Annotated in this window: 16 protein-coding genes; 8 read left to right on the top strand and 8 right to left on the bottom strand. The window is 66.2% G+C overall.

Annotated elements, in window-relative coordinates:
- Position 1: 1 nt before the first annotated feature.
- Positions 2-1,066, bottom strand: coding sequence for an anthranilate phosphoribosyltransferase (gene trpD / locus ACZZZQ_RS14820; RefSeq protein WP_053096699.1), 1,065 nt, complete (start codon positions 1,064-1,066; stop codon positions 2-4).
- A 189-nt stretch (positions 1,067-1,255) separates the two neighbouring features.
- Between trpD and ctaE the strand changes: the two genes are divergently transcribed.
- From ctaE to ACZZZQ_RS14785, 7 genes are all read left to right on the top strand, one after another.
- Positions 1,256-1,912 (top strand): aa3-type cytochrome oxidase subunit III, encoded by a 657-nt coding sequence (ctaE, locus tag ACZZZQ_RS14815; RefSeq protein WP_053096700.1) that lies wholly within the window; start codon positions 1,256-1,258, stop codon positions 1,910-1,912.
- A 20-nt stretch (positions 1,913-1,932) separates the two neighbouring features.
- The gene (gene qcrC / locus ACZZZQ_RS14810) at positions 1,933-2,736 is read left to right on the top strand and encodes a cytochrome bc1 complex diheme cytochrome c subunit (RefSeq protein ID WP_053096702.1); all 804 of its coding nucleotides are present in this window, start codon (positions 1,933-1,935) and stop codon (positions 2,734-2,736) included.
- A gap of 36 nt (positions 2,737-2,772) precedes the next feature.
- Positions 2,773-3,849: a cytochrome bc1 complex Rieske iron-sulfur subunit gene (qcrA, locus tag ACZZZQ_RS14805; protein WP_042538395.1), complete on the top strand. Its 1,077-nt coding sequence runs from the start codon at positions 2,773-2,775 to the stop codon at positions 3,847-3,849.
- Complete coding sequence (gene qcrB, locus ACZZZQ_RS14800) at positions 3,846-5,660, top strand: cytochrome bc1 complex cytochrome b subunit (RefSeq protein WP_463507839.1); 1,815 nt, start codon at positions 3,846-3,848, stop codon at positions 5,658-5,660. Before qcrA ends, qcrB begins: the two co-directional genes overlap by 4 nt.
- A gap of 94 nt (positions 5,661-5,754) precedes the next feature.
- Positions 5,755-6,168 (top strand): RidA family protein, encoded by a 414-nt coding sequence (locus tag ACZZZQ_RS14795; RefSeq protein ID WP_187249815.1) that lies wholly within the window; start codon positions 5,755-5,757, stop codon positions 6,166-6,168.
- Positions 6,165-6,668, top strand: a complete 504-nt coding sequence (locus ACZZZQ_RS14790; protein WP_463507838.1) for a GNAT family N-acetyltransferase — start codon at positions 6,165-6,167, stop codon at positions 6,666-6,668. The genes ACZZZQ_RS14795 and ACZZZQ_RS14790 overlap by 4 nt, the downstream gene beginning before the upstream one ends.
- Positions 6,669-6,753: 85 nt before the next feature.
- Complete coding sequence (locus ACZZZQ_RS14785) at positions 6,754-7,173, top strand: rhodanese-like domain-containing protein (RefSeq protein WP_463507837.1); 420 nt, start codon at positions 6,754-6,756, stop codon at positions 7,171-7,173.
- A 60-nt stretch (positions 7,174-7,233) separates the two neighbouring features.
- Here ACZZZQ_RS14785 and ACZZZQ_RS14780 read toward each other — a convergent pair whose 3' ends face one another.
- The 5 genes from ACZZZQ_RS14780 to ACZZZQ_RS14760 form a co-directional block, all read right to left on the bottom strand.
- Positions 7,234-7,668: a cytochrome c oxidase subunit 4 gene (locus tag ACZZZQ_RS14780; RefSeq protein WP_053096714.1), complete on the bottom strand. Its 435-nt coding sequence runs from the start codon at positions 7,666-7,668 to the stop codon at positions 7,234-7,236.
- A 3-nt stretch (positions 7,669-7,671) separates the two neighbouring features.
- Positions 7,672-9,405, bottom strand: coding sequence for an aa3-type cytochrome oxidase subunit I (gene ctaD / locus ACZZZQ_RS14775; RefSeq protein WP_053096716.1), 1,734 nt, complete (start codon positions 9,403-9,405; stop codon positions 7,672-7,674).
- Between the two features lie 3 nt (positions 9,406-9,408).
- The gene (gene ctaC, locus ACZZZQ_RS14770; protein WP_053096718.1) at positions 9,409-10,308 is read right to left on the bottom strand and encodes an aa3-type cytochrome oxidase subunit II; all 900 of its coding nucleotides are present in this window, start codon (positions 10,306-10,308) and stop codon (positions 9,409-9,411) included.
- A 96-nt stretch (positions 10,309-10,404) separates the two neighbouring features.
- Positions 10,405-10,770, bottom strand: coding sequence for an iron-sulfur cluster insertion protein ErpA (erpA, locus tag ACZZZQ_RS14765; RefSeq protein ID WP_053096720.1), 366 nt, complete (start codon positions 10,768-10,770; stop codon positions 10,405-10,407).
- A 71-nt stretch (positions 10,771-10,841) separates the two neighbouring features.
- Positions 10,842-12,263: a dipeptidase gene (locus ACZZZQ_RS14760; protein ID WP_072591447.1), complete on the bottom strand. Its 1,422-nt coding sequence runs from the start codon at positions 12,261-12,263 to the stop codon at positions 10,842-10,844.
- Positions 12,264-12,309: 46 nt separating this feature from the next.
- Here ACZZZQ_RS14760 and ACZZZQ_RS14755 point away from each other — a divergent pair, with 46 nt between their 5' ends.
- Positions 12,310-12,897, top strand: a complete 588-nt coding sequence (locus tag ACZZZQ_RS14755) for a DUF3043 domain-containing protein (protein WP_372983383.1) — start codon at positions 12,310-12,312, stop codon at positions 12,895-12,897.
- A 75-nt stretch (positions 12,898-12,972) separates the two neighbouring features.
- On the opposite strand, the gene ACZZZQ_RS14750 is transcribed toward ACZZZQ_RS14755, so the two are convergent.
- Both ACZZZQ_RS14750 and nrdR read right to left on the bottom strand, forming a co-directional pair.
- Positions 12,973-13,995: a quinone-dependent dihydroorotate dehydrogenase gene (locus ACZZZQ_RS14750; protein ID WP_463507836.1), complete on the bottom strand. Its 1,023-nt coding sequence runs from the start codon at positions 13,993-13,995 to the stop codon at positions 12,973-12,975.
- A 10-nt stretch (positions 13,996-14,005) separates the two neighbouring features.
- A complete protein-coding gene (gene nrdR, locus ACZZZQ_RS14745; RefSeq protein ID WP_053096729.1) occupies positions 14,006-14,476 on the bottom strand; it encodes a transcriptional regulator NrdR in 471 nt (156 codons plus the stop codon).
- Between the last annotated feature and the right edge of the window lie 6 nt (positions 14,477-14,482).

Raw genomic sequence — 14,482 nt, 5'->3', positions numbered from 1 at the left:
CCTATGCGGATGCCAGCTCGCGGCTGACGCCGATCCATTCGTCGAGCTTCGCTATGGCGCGACCGTCGTCGACCGCCGCGGCTGCCCGCTCGTAGCCCTCGCGGAGACGCTCGAGGATCGGTCGCTGTACCTGAGTCGCGTCCTGGGACAGCTCGAACGCGACGATCCCGGCCGCCGCGTTGAGGAGCACGATGTCTCGCACCGCGCCCGTCTCCCCCTCGAGCGTCCGGCGCAGCACCGCCGCGTTGTGGTCGGGCGTTCCGCCGATCAGATCCGCGAGGTCCGCGATCGGGATCCCGAGATCTCGAGGATCGAGATCGTGCTCGTGGATGTCACCGCGCGTGACCTCCCAGATGCGGCTGTGCCCCGTGGTCGTCAGCTCGTCGAGGCCGTCGTCTCCGCGGAACACCAGGGCCGTGGCGCCCCGAGTCCGGAACACTCCCGTGATGAGGGGGACGCGCTCGAGCTGCGCCACCCCGACGGCGTTCGCCTCGGCCCGAGCCGGGTTGCAGAGGGGGCCGAGCATGTTGAAGACGGTGGGGACGCCGAGTTCGGCACGGACGGCGCCCGCGTGCTTGAACCCGGGGTGGAAGGCGCCCGCCCAGGCGAACGTGATGCCCGTGCGGTCGAGGATCGACGACACCGCCGCGGGATCGAGGGTGAGCTCCAGCCCGAGCGCGCTCAGCACGTCGGATGAGCCGGAGGCGGAGCTGGCTGCGCGGTTGCCGTGCTTGACCACCGGGATGCCGGTCGCCCCGATGATGACCGCCGCGGTGGTCGACACGTTGACCGTGCCGACACGATCACCGCCGGTGCCGACGATGTCGAGGACGTCGGGCGACACGGGCAGCGGCACCGCCGCCTCGAGGATCGCATCACGGAATCCGACGATCTCATCGATCGTCTCTCCCTTGGCGCGGAGGGCGACGAGGAAACCGGCGAGCTGCGCCTGCGTGACGTCGCCCCGCATGATCTGACGCATCGCCCACGTCGATTCCCAGACGCTGAGGTCGCGACGCTCCAGAAGAGTGGTGAGCACGTCGGACCAGGTCAGGGAATCAGCCATGTGTGCGATCCTATCGGCGCAGGGAAAACGTGCAGACTCTTGCAGAACGGGCGCCGGGCGTCGATCATCCCTCGTTTCCCGCGTATTCACCGAGGATTCGCAGCGTTTTCTTAGGGTCCCCTAAGTCGTTCGCGGGCGAAACGAGGGCCTCCGGTGCGAGAATCACGCCCGGAGATCGGCCATAATGGAATGGTGACGACCTCAGCGACGTATGCCCCGGCGGCAAGAACGATCAAGCGCCCCAACCCGGTAGCTGTCGGCACCATTGTGTGGCTCGGCAGCGAGGTGATGTTCTTCGCGGGACTCTTCGCGATCTACTTCACGCTCCGCAGCACCTCCCCCGAGCTCTGGGCCGACCGCACCGAACTGCTGAACGTCCCGTTCGCGTTCGTGAACACGGCGATCCTCGTGCTCTCCTCGTTCACGTGCCAGATGGGCGTGTTCGCGGCCGAGGACCTGCAGCCGTACCGCATCGCCAAGGGACAGAAGAACGGCGCCGGCCGCCGTCGCCTGTTCGGCTGGGGAATGGTCGAGTGGTTCTTCCTCACCTTCGCGCTCGGCGCGATCTTCGTCTCCGGGCAGGTCTGGGAGTACGCGCAGCTCGTCGCAGAAGGCATGCCGATCAGCGCTGACTCGTACGCATCCGCGTTCTACCTGACGACCGGCTTCCACGCCCTGCACGTCACCGGCGGTCTGATCGCCTTCCTCCTCGTCATCGGCCGTGCGTACGCCGTCAAGAATTTCCGGCACAAGGAGGCGACCTCCTCGATCGTGGTGTCCTACTACTGGCACTTCGTCGACGTCGTCTGGATCGTGCTGTTCGTCGTCATTTACTTCCTGAAATAAGAGCGGAGCTGATCCCCGAGATGGCACGAGAGAAGAAGCGCCGTTCGAATGGCCGTCGCAGTCCCCTGGCTGCGGCAGCCCTCATCGGAGCAGGCCTCATGATCACCGGCGCCGTGTACGCCGGAACGTCCGCAGCCTTCGCTGCGACCGACACCCAGACCACCGCGGCGAGCACGCTCACCGTCGAGGACGGCGAGAAGCTGTTCACGGCCAACTGCGCCACCTGCCACGGTCTCGATCTGCAGGGCACGGCGAACGGACCGAGCCTCTACGGCGTCGGCGAGCTCGCGGTCGAGTTCCAGATGTCGACCGGCCGCATGCCGCTGCAGATGCAGGGGCCCCAGGCGCCGCAGAAGGAGCCGCAGTTCACCGAGGAGCAGATCCTCGCGATCTCCTCCTTCGTGCAGGAGTCGGCTCCCGGCCCCACCTTCCCCGAGGACCACATCCTCGACGGTGAAGGCGACGTCGCCAACGGCGCGGAGCTTTTCCGCGTCAACTGCGCGATGTGCCACAACGTGGCGGCAGCCGGAGGAGCACTCACCGAGGGCAAGTACGCCCCCGCACTGACCGAGACCAGCGCGCTGCACATGTACGCGGCCATGGTCACCGGTCCCCAGAACATGCCCGTCTTCGGCGACATGAACCTGTCGGACGAAGACAAGCGCGACATCATCTCGGCTCTGCTCTACCAGCAGCAGTCCGTGCAGATCGGCGGTTTCTCGCTCGGTTCGCTCGGTCCCGTCTCCGAGGGCCTGTTCGTCTGGATCTTCGGCATCGGCGCGCTCGTCGCCATCACCGTGTGGATCACGGCGAAGTCCAACTGACGCTTATTCATCGAAGAGGAACGTACGAGGAGCACCATGGCACACGACGACGACTCGCAGGCTCTTGACAGGGCCTACCAGCCCTCTCCGGGGCTGGGTGTCGCAGTCAGCGATCCCGTGCAGAACCCGGGGCTGCCGCCGCACCGCGCGCGGATGACCGACAAGGACCCGCGCGCTGAGAAGGCTGCAGAGCGCACGGTCTACACGCTGTTCTATCTCTCGCTGGCAGGAAGCATCTGGGCGGTCGCCGCCTACATGCTCTTCCCCATCGAGAGCGGCGCGCTCATCGACATCCGTCAGAACAACCTCTTCATCGGTCTGGGCATCGCACTCGCGCTGCTCTCGATCGGCATCGGCGCGATCCACTGGTCCAAGGCGCTGATGAGCGACAAGGAGCACATCGAGCACCGTCACCCCACTCGGGGCAAGGACTCGACACGAGAGGCGGTCGTCGAGGCGTTCGCCACCGCCAACGAGGAGTCCGGTTTCGGACGACGCACGATGATCCGCAACTCGCTGTTCGCGGCGATCGTGGCCTCGATCATCCCCGGTGTCACGCTCTTCCGCGGTCTCGCTCCGCACAGCACACCCGACGACCCCACCGCGGGCGATCCGGTCACGCTGCTGAAGCACACCATGTGGGAGAAGGGCCAGCGTCTCGTGCGCGACCCCGACGGCACCCCGATCCGTGCAGCGGATGTGACCCTCGGATCCGCATTCCACGTGATCCCCGAGGATCTCGCAGAGCTCAGCCACCACGACGGCTACCTCGAGGAGAAGGCCAAGGCCATCGTGCTGATGATGCGCCTGCGCCCCGAGCAGCTCATCGAGGCCGAAGACCGCAAGGACTGGTCGTACGACGGCATCGTCGCGTACTCGAAGGTCTGCACGCACGTCGGATGCCCGGTCGCACTCTACGAGCAGCAGACGCACCACCTCCTCTGCCCCTGCCACCAGTCGCAGTTCGACGTCACGGATCACGCCAAGGTCATCTTCGGACCTGCCGCGCGTCCGCTGCCGCAGCTGCCCATCACCGTCGACGACGAGGGCTACCTCGTCGCACGCAGTGACTTCACCGAGCCCGTCGGCCCGAGCTTCTGGGAGCGCCATTGAGCACCGCAACGCTGTCCAAAGAGGACAAGGACAACAAGGCGCCTCTCGGCGGCCGATTCGTCGGCGCCGCGTCGAACTACATCGATGAGCGCACCAGCATCTCCGGCTTCGTCAAGGAGCTGGGACGCAAGATCTTCCCCGACCACTGGTCGTTCATGCTCGGTGAGATCGCGCTGTGGAGCTTCGTGGTCGTGTTCCTGTCCGGAACCTTCCTGACGTTCTTCTTCCAGGCCTCCATGGTCGAGACGCACTACACGGGCGCCTATGCTCCGATGCGCGGCATCGAGATGTCGGCGGCACTCGAGTCGTCGCTGCACATCTCGTTCGACCTCCGCGGTGGTCTCCTGGTTCGCCAGATCCACCACTGGGCCGCACTCGTCTTCGTCGCGGGAATCGGCGTGCACATGCTGCGCGTGTTCTTCACCGGCGCGTTCCGCAAGCCCCGCGAGCTCAACTGGGTGATCGGCTTCGTGCTGTTCGTCCTGGCGATGGCCGAGGGCTTCACCGGATACTCGCTTCCCGACGACCTGCTCTCGGGCAACGGCCTCCGCATCATCGACGGCATGATCAAGGGCATCCCGCTGATCGGAACCTGGACCTCGTTCCTCCTCTTCGGCGGCGAGTTCCCGGGTACGGACATCGTCGGTCGCCTGTACACGCTGCACATCCTGCTTCTGCCGTTGCTGGTGATCGGCCTCATCGCCGTGCACCTCATGCTGATGATCGTCAACAAGCACACGCAGTTCGCCGGCCCCGGCCGCACGAACGACAACGTCGTGGGCTACCCGATGATGCCGGTGTACATGTCGAAGATGGGCGGCTACCTGTTCATCGTCTTCGGCACGATCGTGCTGATCGCGACGTTCTTCCAGATCAACCCGATCTGGAACTACGGCCCGTACGACCCCTCCCCCGTCTCCGCCGGTACTCAGCCTGACTGGTACATCGGATTCGCGGACGGCGCCCTGCGCCTCGCTCCGTCCAACCTCGACGTGGTCTTCCTCGATCGCACCTGGTCGTTCGGGATCCTGCTGCCGCTGGTCGTCCTCGGGCTCTTCATCGTGCTCGTCGCGATCTACCCCTTCATCGAGGCGTGGATCACGGGAGACAAGCGCGAGCACCACATCGCTCAGCGTCCGCGCAACGCGGCGACCCGCACCGCGATCGGCGTCGCCGGCGTGATCTTCTACGCCGTCCTGTGGGCTGCAGCATCCTCCGACCTCATCGCGACGCACTTCATGCTGACCATGGAGGGCGTGATCCACGCGCTCCAGGCGCTGCTGTTCGTCGGACCGGTCCTCGGCTACTTCATCGCCAAGCGGATCGCCCTCGCGCTGCAGAAGAAGGACCGCGAGATCGTGCTGCACGGTTTCGAGTCCGGACGCATCGTCCGCCTTCCCGGCGGCGAGTTCATCGAGGTGCACCAGCCGGTCGATACGTACGACCGCTGGAAGCTCATCGATGTGGACAACTACGAGCCTCTGGTCGTGCGTCCGAACGCGAAGGGACTAATCTCGTGGACGGAGAACCTCCGTTCTTCCATCTCACGGTGGTTCTTCGAGGACCGGCTCGCGCCGCTCACGCAGGCGGAGATCGAAGCTGCGGACGCTCACCAGCACCACGTCACGGCTCAGAACGATGAGACCGAGGCGGCGGAGATCCAGGGCGCCCATGAGCGCGCCGGCGTCCCCGACGCTCCGATCACCGTCAGCGAGACGCACGTCGACGAGACGGCGAACACTCCCAGCACGGTCATCGCGACCGAGCCGGTGAAGAAGCCTCGCAAGAAGAAGTCGGAGGACGACGAGTAACATCGCCGCTCCCCCGCAAGAAGGCCCTGTCCGTTTCGGACAGGGCCTTCTTCATGTCCGGGAGGCTCTCAAGTGAACGTGGAAGGATCGTGCCATGAGCTCCGCAGTCCAACTCATCCGATCCGCCGATCTCGCTGCCGCGCCCTATGCCTACGCCGCCACTGCTCCGGCGGGCTCCCGACTCATCTTCCTCGCGGGCGCCTGCCCGCTCGAGGACGACGGATCCACCACGGCCCCCGGCGACTACGCCGCGCAAGCGTCACGTTGCCTGGAGACCCTCGATCTCGCGCTGCGCGCCAGCGGCGCCACGATCGCCGACGTCATCAGCACGCGGGTCCTCGTGGCGTCGTCGTCTCAGGCTGATCTGGTCACGGCATGGAACGTCGTTCACGAGGCTTTCGCGGAGCACGACGTACCGAGCACCCTCATGGGCGTCACCGTGCTGGGGTACGACGACCAGCTGGTGGAGATCGAAGCGGTCGCTGCGATCGCGGAGACGAACCGATGAGCGCTGCGATCAGGCCCGCCACGTCCGAGGATGCGGAGCTCCTGACCGCCATCGAGGCCCAGGCTGACGCTCTCCTGATCGACAGTCTGGGGGCGCCAGAATGGCCTCCCGCTGCGAACGGTGCCGATCGCCTCGCCGAGCCGGGATTCGTTCTCGTTCTGGAAGAGTCAGAGGGCTCCTCCCCTGTGGGTTTCGTCCATGTCCTGGACTCCGACGGTCATGCGCACCTCGAACAGCTGTCTGTCCTCCCCACCGTGGGACGACAGGGATTCGGACGCCGCCTTGTGAGCGCTGCACTCGATGAGGCGCGGGATCGCGGCTACACGCGCATGACCTTGCGGACCTATGCCGAGATCCCGTGGAACGCGCCCTTCTACTCGTCGTGCGGGTTCCTCGAGAGCATCCCCGAGACGCCGTTCCAGCGCGGCCTGGTGGAGACCGAGGCCTCCCTCGGCCTCGACCGATACGGACGCCGCGTCCAGATGACAGTGGAGCTCTGAGCCTGCAGTCCACATTGGCGGATTCCAGTGCGCCGCCGTCCGGATGATGACGGCGGGACCTCGCGCCGTTGCCTAGGCTGAGCGCATGATCGATCGCGCTGACTACTACGCCGCCAAGCTCGCCTACGAGACCGATGCGAGCGATGTGTATGCCGCTCTTCGCTCCGAAGACGACATCGTCATCATCGATGTCCGCTCAGAGGAAGCGTGGGCGCAGGGACGCGTCGCTGGAGCGACACAGATGCACTACAGCGAGATCGCGAGCCGCGCTCCTGCCGAGATCCCCCTCGACGCCGCCGTCGTCGTCTACTGCTGGAGCCCGGGGTGCAACGCCGGCGCGAAAGGCGCTCTGGAGTTCGCGGAGCTCGGCTACGCCGTGCGCGAGATGATCGGCGGGTTCGAGTATTGGGTCAGGGAGGGCTATCCCGTGGAGGACGCCGACGGCGTCCACCGTCGGCCTGTCGACCCGCTGACGGGCATCGCCCGGGTCCGCAGCCGCGCGTAGCGACAGGACATGCAGAAGAAGCCCCTGGGATGGAGATCCCAGGGGCTTTCTGCATGCAGATCAGCGGGCGAAGTTCCCGCGGTAGTACTCGTAGACCCAGCCGACGATCGCGACGACGAAGATCGCCAGGCCGATCGGAAGCAGGAAGTGTCCGACGGCCAGTCCCACGACGAAGACGGCAGCGGAACCTGCGAGGACGATCGGCCACCAGGACCAGGGGCTGAACTCGCCGAGCTCGGGGTCTCCGTCGTCGATGTCGCTCGTGAGGATGTCCTCAGGCAATTCGCCGTTCTGAGCCTTGTGCGTGCGGTCGAGGTAGAACGCGATCATCGCGCCCATGAACGCGGCGAAGAACAGCGCCACGGTGCCGACCCATTCGATCCGCGCGGCGAAGTTGTCCGACGGCGTGGCGAGGATGTGCCAGCCGGTGTAGACGACGCCGACCAGGGCGAAGAAGGCGGTCAGGACCCACCAGAGGATGACATTGTCGCGCATGGCTCAGTGGCCCTCTCGCTCGCCGGGCGCAGCGGGCGTGAACTCCGCAGCCTCGGGGTGGTTCAGGTCGAACGCGGGACGCTCGCTGCGGATACGCGGGATCGACGTGAAGTTGTGACGCGGCGGCGGGCAGGACGTCGCCCACTCGAGCGAAGCGCCGTAGCCCCACGGGTCGTTGACCGTGACCTTCGGAGCCTTGCGAGCCGTGATCCACACGTTCAGGAAGAAGGGCAGCATCGAGGCGCCGAGGATGATCGCGCCGATGGTCGAGACCTGGTTGCCCCACGTCCATCCGTCTTCCGGCGAGTAGTCGGCGTAGCGACGCACCATGCCGTCGACGCCCAGCCAGTGCTGGATGAGGAACGTCATGTGGAAGCCGATGAACAGCATCCAGAAGTGCACGTAGCCCAGGCGTTCGTTGAGCATGCGTCCGGTCCACTTCGGCCACCAGAAGTAGAACCCGGCGAACATGGCGAACACGACGGTGCCGAAGACGACGTAGTGGAAGTGCGCGACCACGAAGTACGAGTCGGACAGGTGGAAGTCCAGCGGCGGAGCCGCGAGGATGACACCGGTCAGGCCACCGAAGACGAACGACACCAGGAAGCCGAGTGCGAACACCATCGGGGTCTCGAAGGTCACCGATCCACGCCACAGCGTGCCGATCCAGTTGAAGATCTTCACTCCCGTCGGCACTGCGATGAGCATCGTCATGAGGGCGAAGAACGGCAGCAGCACAGAGCCGGTCACGTACATGTGGTGAGCCCACACGGCGACGGACAGTGCGGCGATCGCGATCGTCGCGTACACGAGCGTCTTGTATCCGAAGATCGGCTTGCGGCTGAAGACCGGGAAGATCTCGGAGACGATGCCGAAGAACGGCAGAGCGATGATGTAGACCTCAGGGTGACCGAAGAACCAGAACAGGTGCTGCCAGAGCAGGACACCGCCGTTGGCCGGGTCGTAGATGTGAGCGCCGAGCACGCGGTCCGCACCTGCGGCGAAGATCGCGGCGGCGAGCACCGGGAAGGCCATCAGGATGAGGAGGCTCGTGATGAGCGTGTTCCACGAGAAGATCGGCATGCGCCACATCGTCATACCCGGTGCGCGCATCGTGATCACCGTGGTGATGAAGTTCACGGCGCCGAGGATGGTTCCGAAGCCCGAGATGCCGAGACCCAGCATCCAGAGGTTTCCACCGGCACCCGGAGAGAAGGACGCACTGGCGAGCGGCTGATAGGCGAACCATCCGAACGAGGCCGCACCCTGCGGGGTGAGGAAGCCGGCGACGGCGATCGTCGAGCCGAAGAGGAACAGCCAGAACGCGAACGCGTTCAGACGCGGGAAGGCGACGTCCGGGGCGCCGAGCTGCAGCGGCAGGATCGCGTTGGCGAAGCCGGCGAACAGCGGTGTCGCGAACATCAGCAGCATGATCGTGCCGTGCATCGTGAAGAGCTGGTTGTACTGCTCCTTGGTCGGGATGATCTGCATTCCCGGAGCGAAGAGCTCAGCACGGATGACGAGTGCCATCACGCCGCCGAGGAGGAAGAACAGCACCGAGGCGATGAGGTACATGTACCCGATCGTCTTGTGGTCGGTGGAGGTGATCCACTTGACGACGATGTTGCCCTTCTGCTCGACACGCGACGAGCTCATGAGAGCAGCCTGACGTGCGGGCAGGGTGGTGGGTCGAGAGCGAGGGGCCTCGTCGGTGCGGGGGGCTTCAGTGGTCGACATGGCTTACTCCTCTCCTTCCTCGGAGGTCGGGGCGGTGGTCCCCGGGTAGTTCGACAGACGGTCGTACGCGTCCGTGATGTCTCCCGTGTTGCCTTCCTCCTCGAGAGTCTGGAGGTAGGCGTCGTACTCGTCCTGCTCGACGACCTTGACGTTGAAGAGCATCATCGAGTGGTACTCGCCGCAGAGCTCGGCGCACTTGCCGGCGTACTCGCCGACTCGGGTCGGGATGAAGGACCAGGAGTTGTCCTTCCCGATGTACATGTCCTTCTTGTACAGGAAGTCGATGATCCAGAACGAGTGGATGACATCGCGGGACTGCAGGTTGATCGTGACCTTCTGGTCTACCGGCAGCACCAGCGTCGGGAGCTGCGCCTGATCGATGGTGCCGTCCGCGTCCGGCTGGGCCTGGATTCCCATCGTCCAGACGGCGTCGGAGTTGTCCTCTTCTTCACCGTCGTACTGGAAGTCCCACGCCCACTGCTTGGCGATGGCCGTGATCTCGACGTCGGGTTCGTCCCACTTCGTCTCGATCGCCGACTGGTCACGCGCGGTGAAGAAGAACATGCCCAGCACGAGGATCAGCGGCACGACCGTGTAGAAGATCTCGATCGGCATGTTGTACCGCATCTGCACGGGCAGTCCGGTCTGACCCTTCCGGCGACGGTAGGCGATCGCGGCCCAGGCCATCAGGCCCCAGGTGATCACGCCGACGGCGAGGAGGACGATCCAGGAGTTGACCCAGAGCGACGAGACGCGCTCGGTCTGGTTGGTGGCCGCAGGCTCACCCTCCACGAAGCCCGGGAGGTAACCGTTCAGCTCAGTGGCAGTACATCCCGCCAGGGCCACGGCTGCCGCTACTCCCAGGGGGAGAGCGGCCCAACGAAGGCGGCGTTTCGAGGGCACGATGCACCTTTCAGATTGCGGACAGGGCACACCCAAGTCTAGGGCAACCTCACACCTGATTCATGCCAACCACGCAGGTTGGCGGAGGGGTTCGGATCAGTGGAAGCTGTCTCCGCAGGCGCAGCTGCCTGCGGCGTTGGGGTTGTCGATCGTGAAGCCCTGCTCCGAGATCGTGTCCTTGAAGTCGATGGAGGCGCCGTCGAGGTACGGGACGCTCATGTTGTCGATGATGACCTCGACGCCGTCGAAGTCGACGGTCTCGTCGCCCTCGAGGAATCGCTCGTCGAAGTACAGCTGGTAGATCAGGCCGGAGCATCCGCCGGGCTGAACGGCTACGCGCAGACGCAAGTCATCGCGGCCCTCCTGCTCGAGAAGGTTCTTGACCTTCGTGGCCGCGGCATCGGTCAGCTTCACGCCGTGCGCCTGGGTGGTCTCTGCCGAAGTCAGTGTGGTGTCGCTCATGTCGCTCCTTGTGACGGGCCGTGCTCGCACGGCTGGTATCTCGATTTTACCCTCAGGCTCGCGGATACGGCTCAGATGATGATGTCGTTCATGCGCGAGAGCAGCAGAGCCTCGGTCGCGACCGCATGGCGGAACGTGTCGAGGTGCAGCGATTCATTCGGGCTGTGGGCACGCGAGTGCGGGTCCTCGACGCCGGTCACGAGAATCTGCGCATCGGGGAACTCCCGCACCAGATCTGCGATGAACGGGATCGAACCGCCGACGCCGAGGTCGACCGGCGGCACACCGTACCCGTCGCGCATCGCATCGCGGGTGAGGGCGACCGCCCAGCCGCTGGTGTCGACGAGGAAGCCGTTTCCCAGGTCGACGTCGGTGAAGGTCAGCTCCGCACCGAACGGCGCGTTCGCGCGCAGATGCGCCTCGAGGGCGGCATACGCCTCCTCCCCCGTCTGACCTGGCGCGACGCGCGCACTCACGACCACCGTCACCTCGGGAAGGAGGGTGTTCGACGCCGCGGCGACGCTCGTCGCATCGATCCCGATGACCGTGACCGCCGGCTTGTTCCAGATCCGGCTGAGAATGCTGCCGCCGCCGACCGGAGACGTGCCAGGAAGAAGACCCGCTTCATCGCGGAGCGTGTCCTCGGTGTACTCCGGCGTCGGCGCGTCGCGCTCGGTCATCCCCTCGACGGCGACGGAGCCGTCCTCGTTCCAGAGCGTGGCGAGCATCCTCACCGTGGCCATCATGGCGTCCGGAACCGCTCCGCCGAACATGCCCGAGTGGGACGCGTGGTCGAGGGTGCGCACGCGCACGGTGAAGCGCGCATTGCCACGGAGCGAGACGGTGAGGCCGGGGGTGACCGAATCCCAGTTGCCCGAGTCGGCGACCACGATCGCATCCGCCCGGAGCGCTTCCTTGTTGTCCGCGAGGAATTGAGCGAAGGAGCGCGATCCGTACTCCTCCTCCCCCTCGATGAACATCGCGATCCCGAGCTCGAGATCGTCGCCCACGACCTCGGCGACAGCGCGGATCGCGGCGATGTGCGCCATGATGCCCGCTTTGTCATCGGCGGCTCCGCGCCCGTACAGGCGTCCGTCGCGCACCGTTGGTTCGAACGGCGGCGTCTCCCACAGCGCGTCGTCTCCCGGAGGCTGCACGTCGTGGTGCGCGTAGAGCAGGATCGTCGGCTTGCCGTTGCGCGCAGCACGCGTCGCGAGCACGGCAGGCTGCCCGTGCTCGTCGGTGCCCGGGATCGCGGCGCGCAGCACCCGCACGTCGTCGAAGACCCCCGTCGCCGTCGCGAGCGCGGCGACCGCCTCCGAGCTGCGTTCGAGTTGCGTCTGGTCGAACGCGGGCCAGGCCATGCCGGGGATGCGGACGAGTGCGCCCAGGTCGCTCAGCGCGGCCGGGAACCCTGTGGCTGCGGCCTCGAGGACGGCCGGCTCGCGTTCGCTGGACAGATTCTGGTCACCGGGCTGGGCAGGAGATGTCATGCGAGTAATCTTAAGGTGATCCGCCTTCACTGAACCGAGGAACCTCGTGGCCACTACCCCTGTCCCCCCTTCGACGAACGACGACGCCGCCGAGACGACCGCGTCGGGCAAGGGACGCGCGACGCCGACCCGGGCCGAGCAGGAAGCGGCCCGCCGCCGTCCTCTGGTCGCGAACACCAAGGAGGCCAAGGCCGCAGCGCGCGCCGAGCTCAGCGAGCGACGCAACCGCGCGCAGGCCGGTCTGGCGGCCGGCGAGGAGAAGTACCTCCCGGCTCGCGACAAGGGCCCGCAGCGCCGCTGGGTCCGCGACTACGTGGACGCCGGATGGCACCCCGCCGAGTTCGTGATGGGCGTCATGGTGCTCGTCATCCTCATCTCGCTCCTTCCGGCCAACCTCGCCATCGGCGGTTTCGCGATCGCCGGCTGGGCGTACCTGGTCATGATGGCGTACCTGATCCTCGCGATCGGCGGCATGATCCTGCTGGGGATGCGCGTCAAGCGCAAGGTCGCCGCGAAGTTCGGCAAGGACCGCATGGAGCGCGGTCTCGGCTGGTACGCCGCGATGCGGTCGCTGCAGATGCGGTTCATGCGTCTGCCGAAGCCGCAGGTCAAGCGCGGCGACCACCCCGCCTGATCCCCTGAATCATCGAGAGAGGCGCCTCGTGCTCTATGAGCACGAGGCGCCTCTCTCGTTCGTACGCGCAGCTTCTCAGCGTGCGGCCAGGCCTCGGTTGATCTCGCGTCCCCAGAACGGACCGCGGTACAGGAACGCCGTGTAGCCCTGCACGAGCGTCGCACCCGCTTCGAGTCGCTCCTGCACGTCCGCGGGCGTCTCCACTCCCCCGACGGCGATGACGCAGAACTCTGCCGGAACGGTCGAGCGAACCAGACGCAGCACCTGAAGCGAGCGCTCCTTGAGGGGCGCGCCGGAGAGGCCGCCCGCTCCGATGCCCGCGACCGTCGCCGCGTCCGTCGTGAGTCCATCCCTGCTGATCGTGGTGTTGTGCGCGATGATGCCGGCGAGGCCCTCGTCGACGGCGAGCTTCGCGATCGCGGCGATCTCGTCGTCAGCCAGATCGGGGGCGATCTTGACGAGCAGCGGAGTCTTTCCGGATGCCGCGCGCACCGCCCGGAGCAGCGGAGCCAGCGTCTCCACCGCCTGCAGTCCCCGAAGACCCGGGGTGTTCGGGGACGAGACGTTGACGGCCAGGTAGTCGGCCAGCGGGGCCAGCCGCGTCGCCGAAGCGACGTAGTCGGCAGTGGCGTCCTCGACGTCGACGACCCGGCTCTTGCCGATGTTGACTCCGATAACCGTGTCAGGGGCGCCGCGACGCAACCGCGCGAGGCGCCGGGCCGCGGCATCCGCGCCCTCGTTGTTGAATCCCATGCGGTTGATGACCGCACGATCGGCGATCAGCCGGAACAGTCGGGGCTTCGGGTTGCCCTCCTGCGGGATCGCGGTGACGGTGCCGACCTCGACGTGCCCGAAGCCGAGCGCTGCAAGACCGCGGACACCGATCGCGTTCTTGTCGAACCCGGCGGCGATGCCGAAGGGCGAGGAGAAGCTCAGTCCGAGTGCGTCCACACGCAGCGACGGATCCGGCTTCGTCAGTGCCCGCGTCGCCCAGGAGAGCGGCGGCACTCCGAGCACGCGGATCACCGCCATACCGGCGTGATGGGCGAACTCGGGGTCGAAGCGCGACAGGACAGCGCGAAAGAGCAGCGGATACATCCCTGCCAGATTACCGGTCGGCAGGCTCCGGCTTGACGTGGTCGGCACGCAGATCCGTGATGGCGCTCTCGAAATCCTCGAGCGAGTCGAAAGCCTGATACACGCTCGCGAACCGCAGGTATGCGACCTCATCGAGGTCGCGGAGGGGTCCGAGGATGGCCAAGCCGATCTCGTTCGTATCGAGCTGCGAGACACCTGTCTGCCGCACGGCTTCCTCGACACGCTGAGCGAGGACCGCCAGATCGGCCTCGGTCACGGGGCGCCCCTGACACGCCTTGCGCACGCCGGAGATCACCTTCTCGCGACTGAACGGCTCCATGACGCCCGAACGCTTGATGACGTTGAGGCTGGCCGTCTCGGTGGTCGTGAAACGCCCGCCGCACTCAGGGCACTGACGACGGCGCCTGATCGAGAGACCGTCGTCGCTGGTGCGGGAATCGATGACGCGAGAGTCCGAGTGACGGCAGAAGGGGCAGTGCATCTGACC

Source organism: Microbacterium sp. AC132 (assembly GCF_979258525.1).
Note: the sequence above shows the minus strand (reverse complement) of the source record. Positions and strands in the feature narration are given on the sequence as shown.

What these genes read in the sequence shown, in the direction of transcription:
- ACZZZQ_RS14795 (WP_187249815.1), top strand. Translation starts at nt 5,755, where the DNA reads ATGAGCTCCGCAGTCCAACTCATCCGATCCGCCGATCTCGCTGCCGCG.
- ctaE (WP_053096700.1), top strand. Translation starts at nt 1,256, where the DNA reads ATGGTGACGACCTCAGCGACGTATGCCCCGGCGGCAAGAACGATCAAG.
- trpD (WP_053096699.1), bottom strand. Translation starts at nt 1,066, where the DNA reads ATGGCTGATTCCCTGACCTGGTCCGACGTGCTCACCACTCTTCTGGAG.
- ACZZZQ_RS14780 (WP_053096714.1), bottom strand. Translation starts at nt 7,668, where the DNA reads ATGCGCGACAATGTCATCCTCTGGTGGGTCCTGACCGCCTTCTTCGCC.
- ACZZZQ_RS14750 (WP_463507836.1), bottom strand. Translation starts at nt 13,995, where the DNA reads ATGTATCCGCTGCTCTTTCGCGCTGTCCTGTCGCGCTTCGACCCCGAG.
- nrdR (WP_053096729.1), bottom strand. Translation starts at nt 14,476, where the DNA reads ATGCACTGCCCCTTCTGCCGTCACTCGGACTCTCGCGTCATCGATTCC.
- ACZZZQ_RS14790 (WP_463507838.1), top strand. Translation starts at nt 6,165, where the DNA reads ATGAGCGCTGCGATCAGGCCCGCCACGTCCGAGGATGCGGAGCTCCTG.
- ACZZZQ_RS14785 (WP_463507837.1), top strand. Translation starts at nt 6,754, where the DNA reads ATGATCGATCGCGCTGACTACTACGCCGCCAAGCTCGCCTACGAGACC.
- erpA (WP_053096720.1), bottom strand. Translation starts at nt 10,770, where the DNA reads ATGAGCGACACCACACTGACTTCGGCAGAGACCACCCAGGCGCACGGC.
- ctaD (WP_053096716.1), bottom strand. Translation starts at nt 9,405, where the DNA reads ATGTCGACCACTGAAGCCCCCCGCACCGACGAGGCCCCTCGCTCTCGA.
- ACZZZQ_RS14760 (WP_072591447.1), bottom strand. Translation starts at nt 12,263, where the DNA reads ATGACATCTCCTGCCCAGCCCGGTGACCAGAATCTGTCCAGCGAACGC.
- qcrC (WP_053096702.1), top strand. Translation starts at nt 1,933, where the DNA reads ATGGCACGAGAGAAGAAGCGCCGTTCGAATGGCCGTCGCAGTCCCCTG.
- qcrA (WP_042538395.1), top strand. Translation starts at nt 2,773, where the DNA reads ATGGCACACGACGACGACTCGCAGGCTCTTGACAGGGCCTACCAGCCC.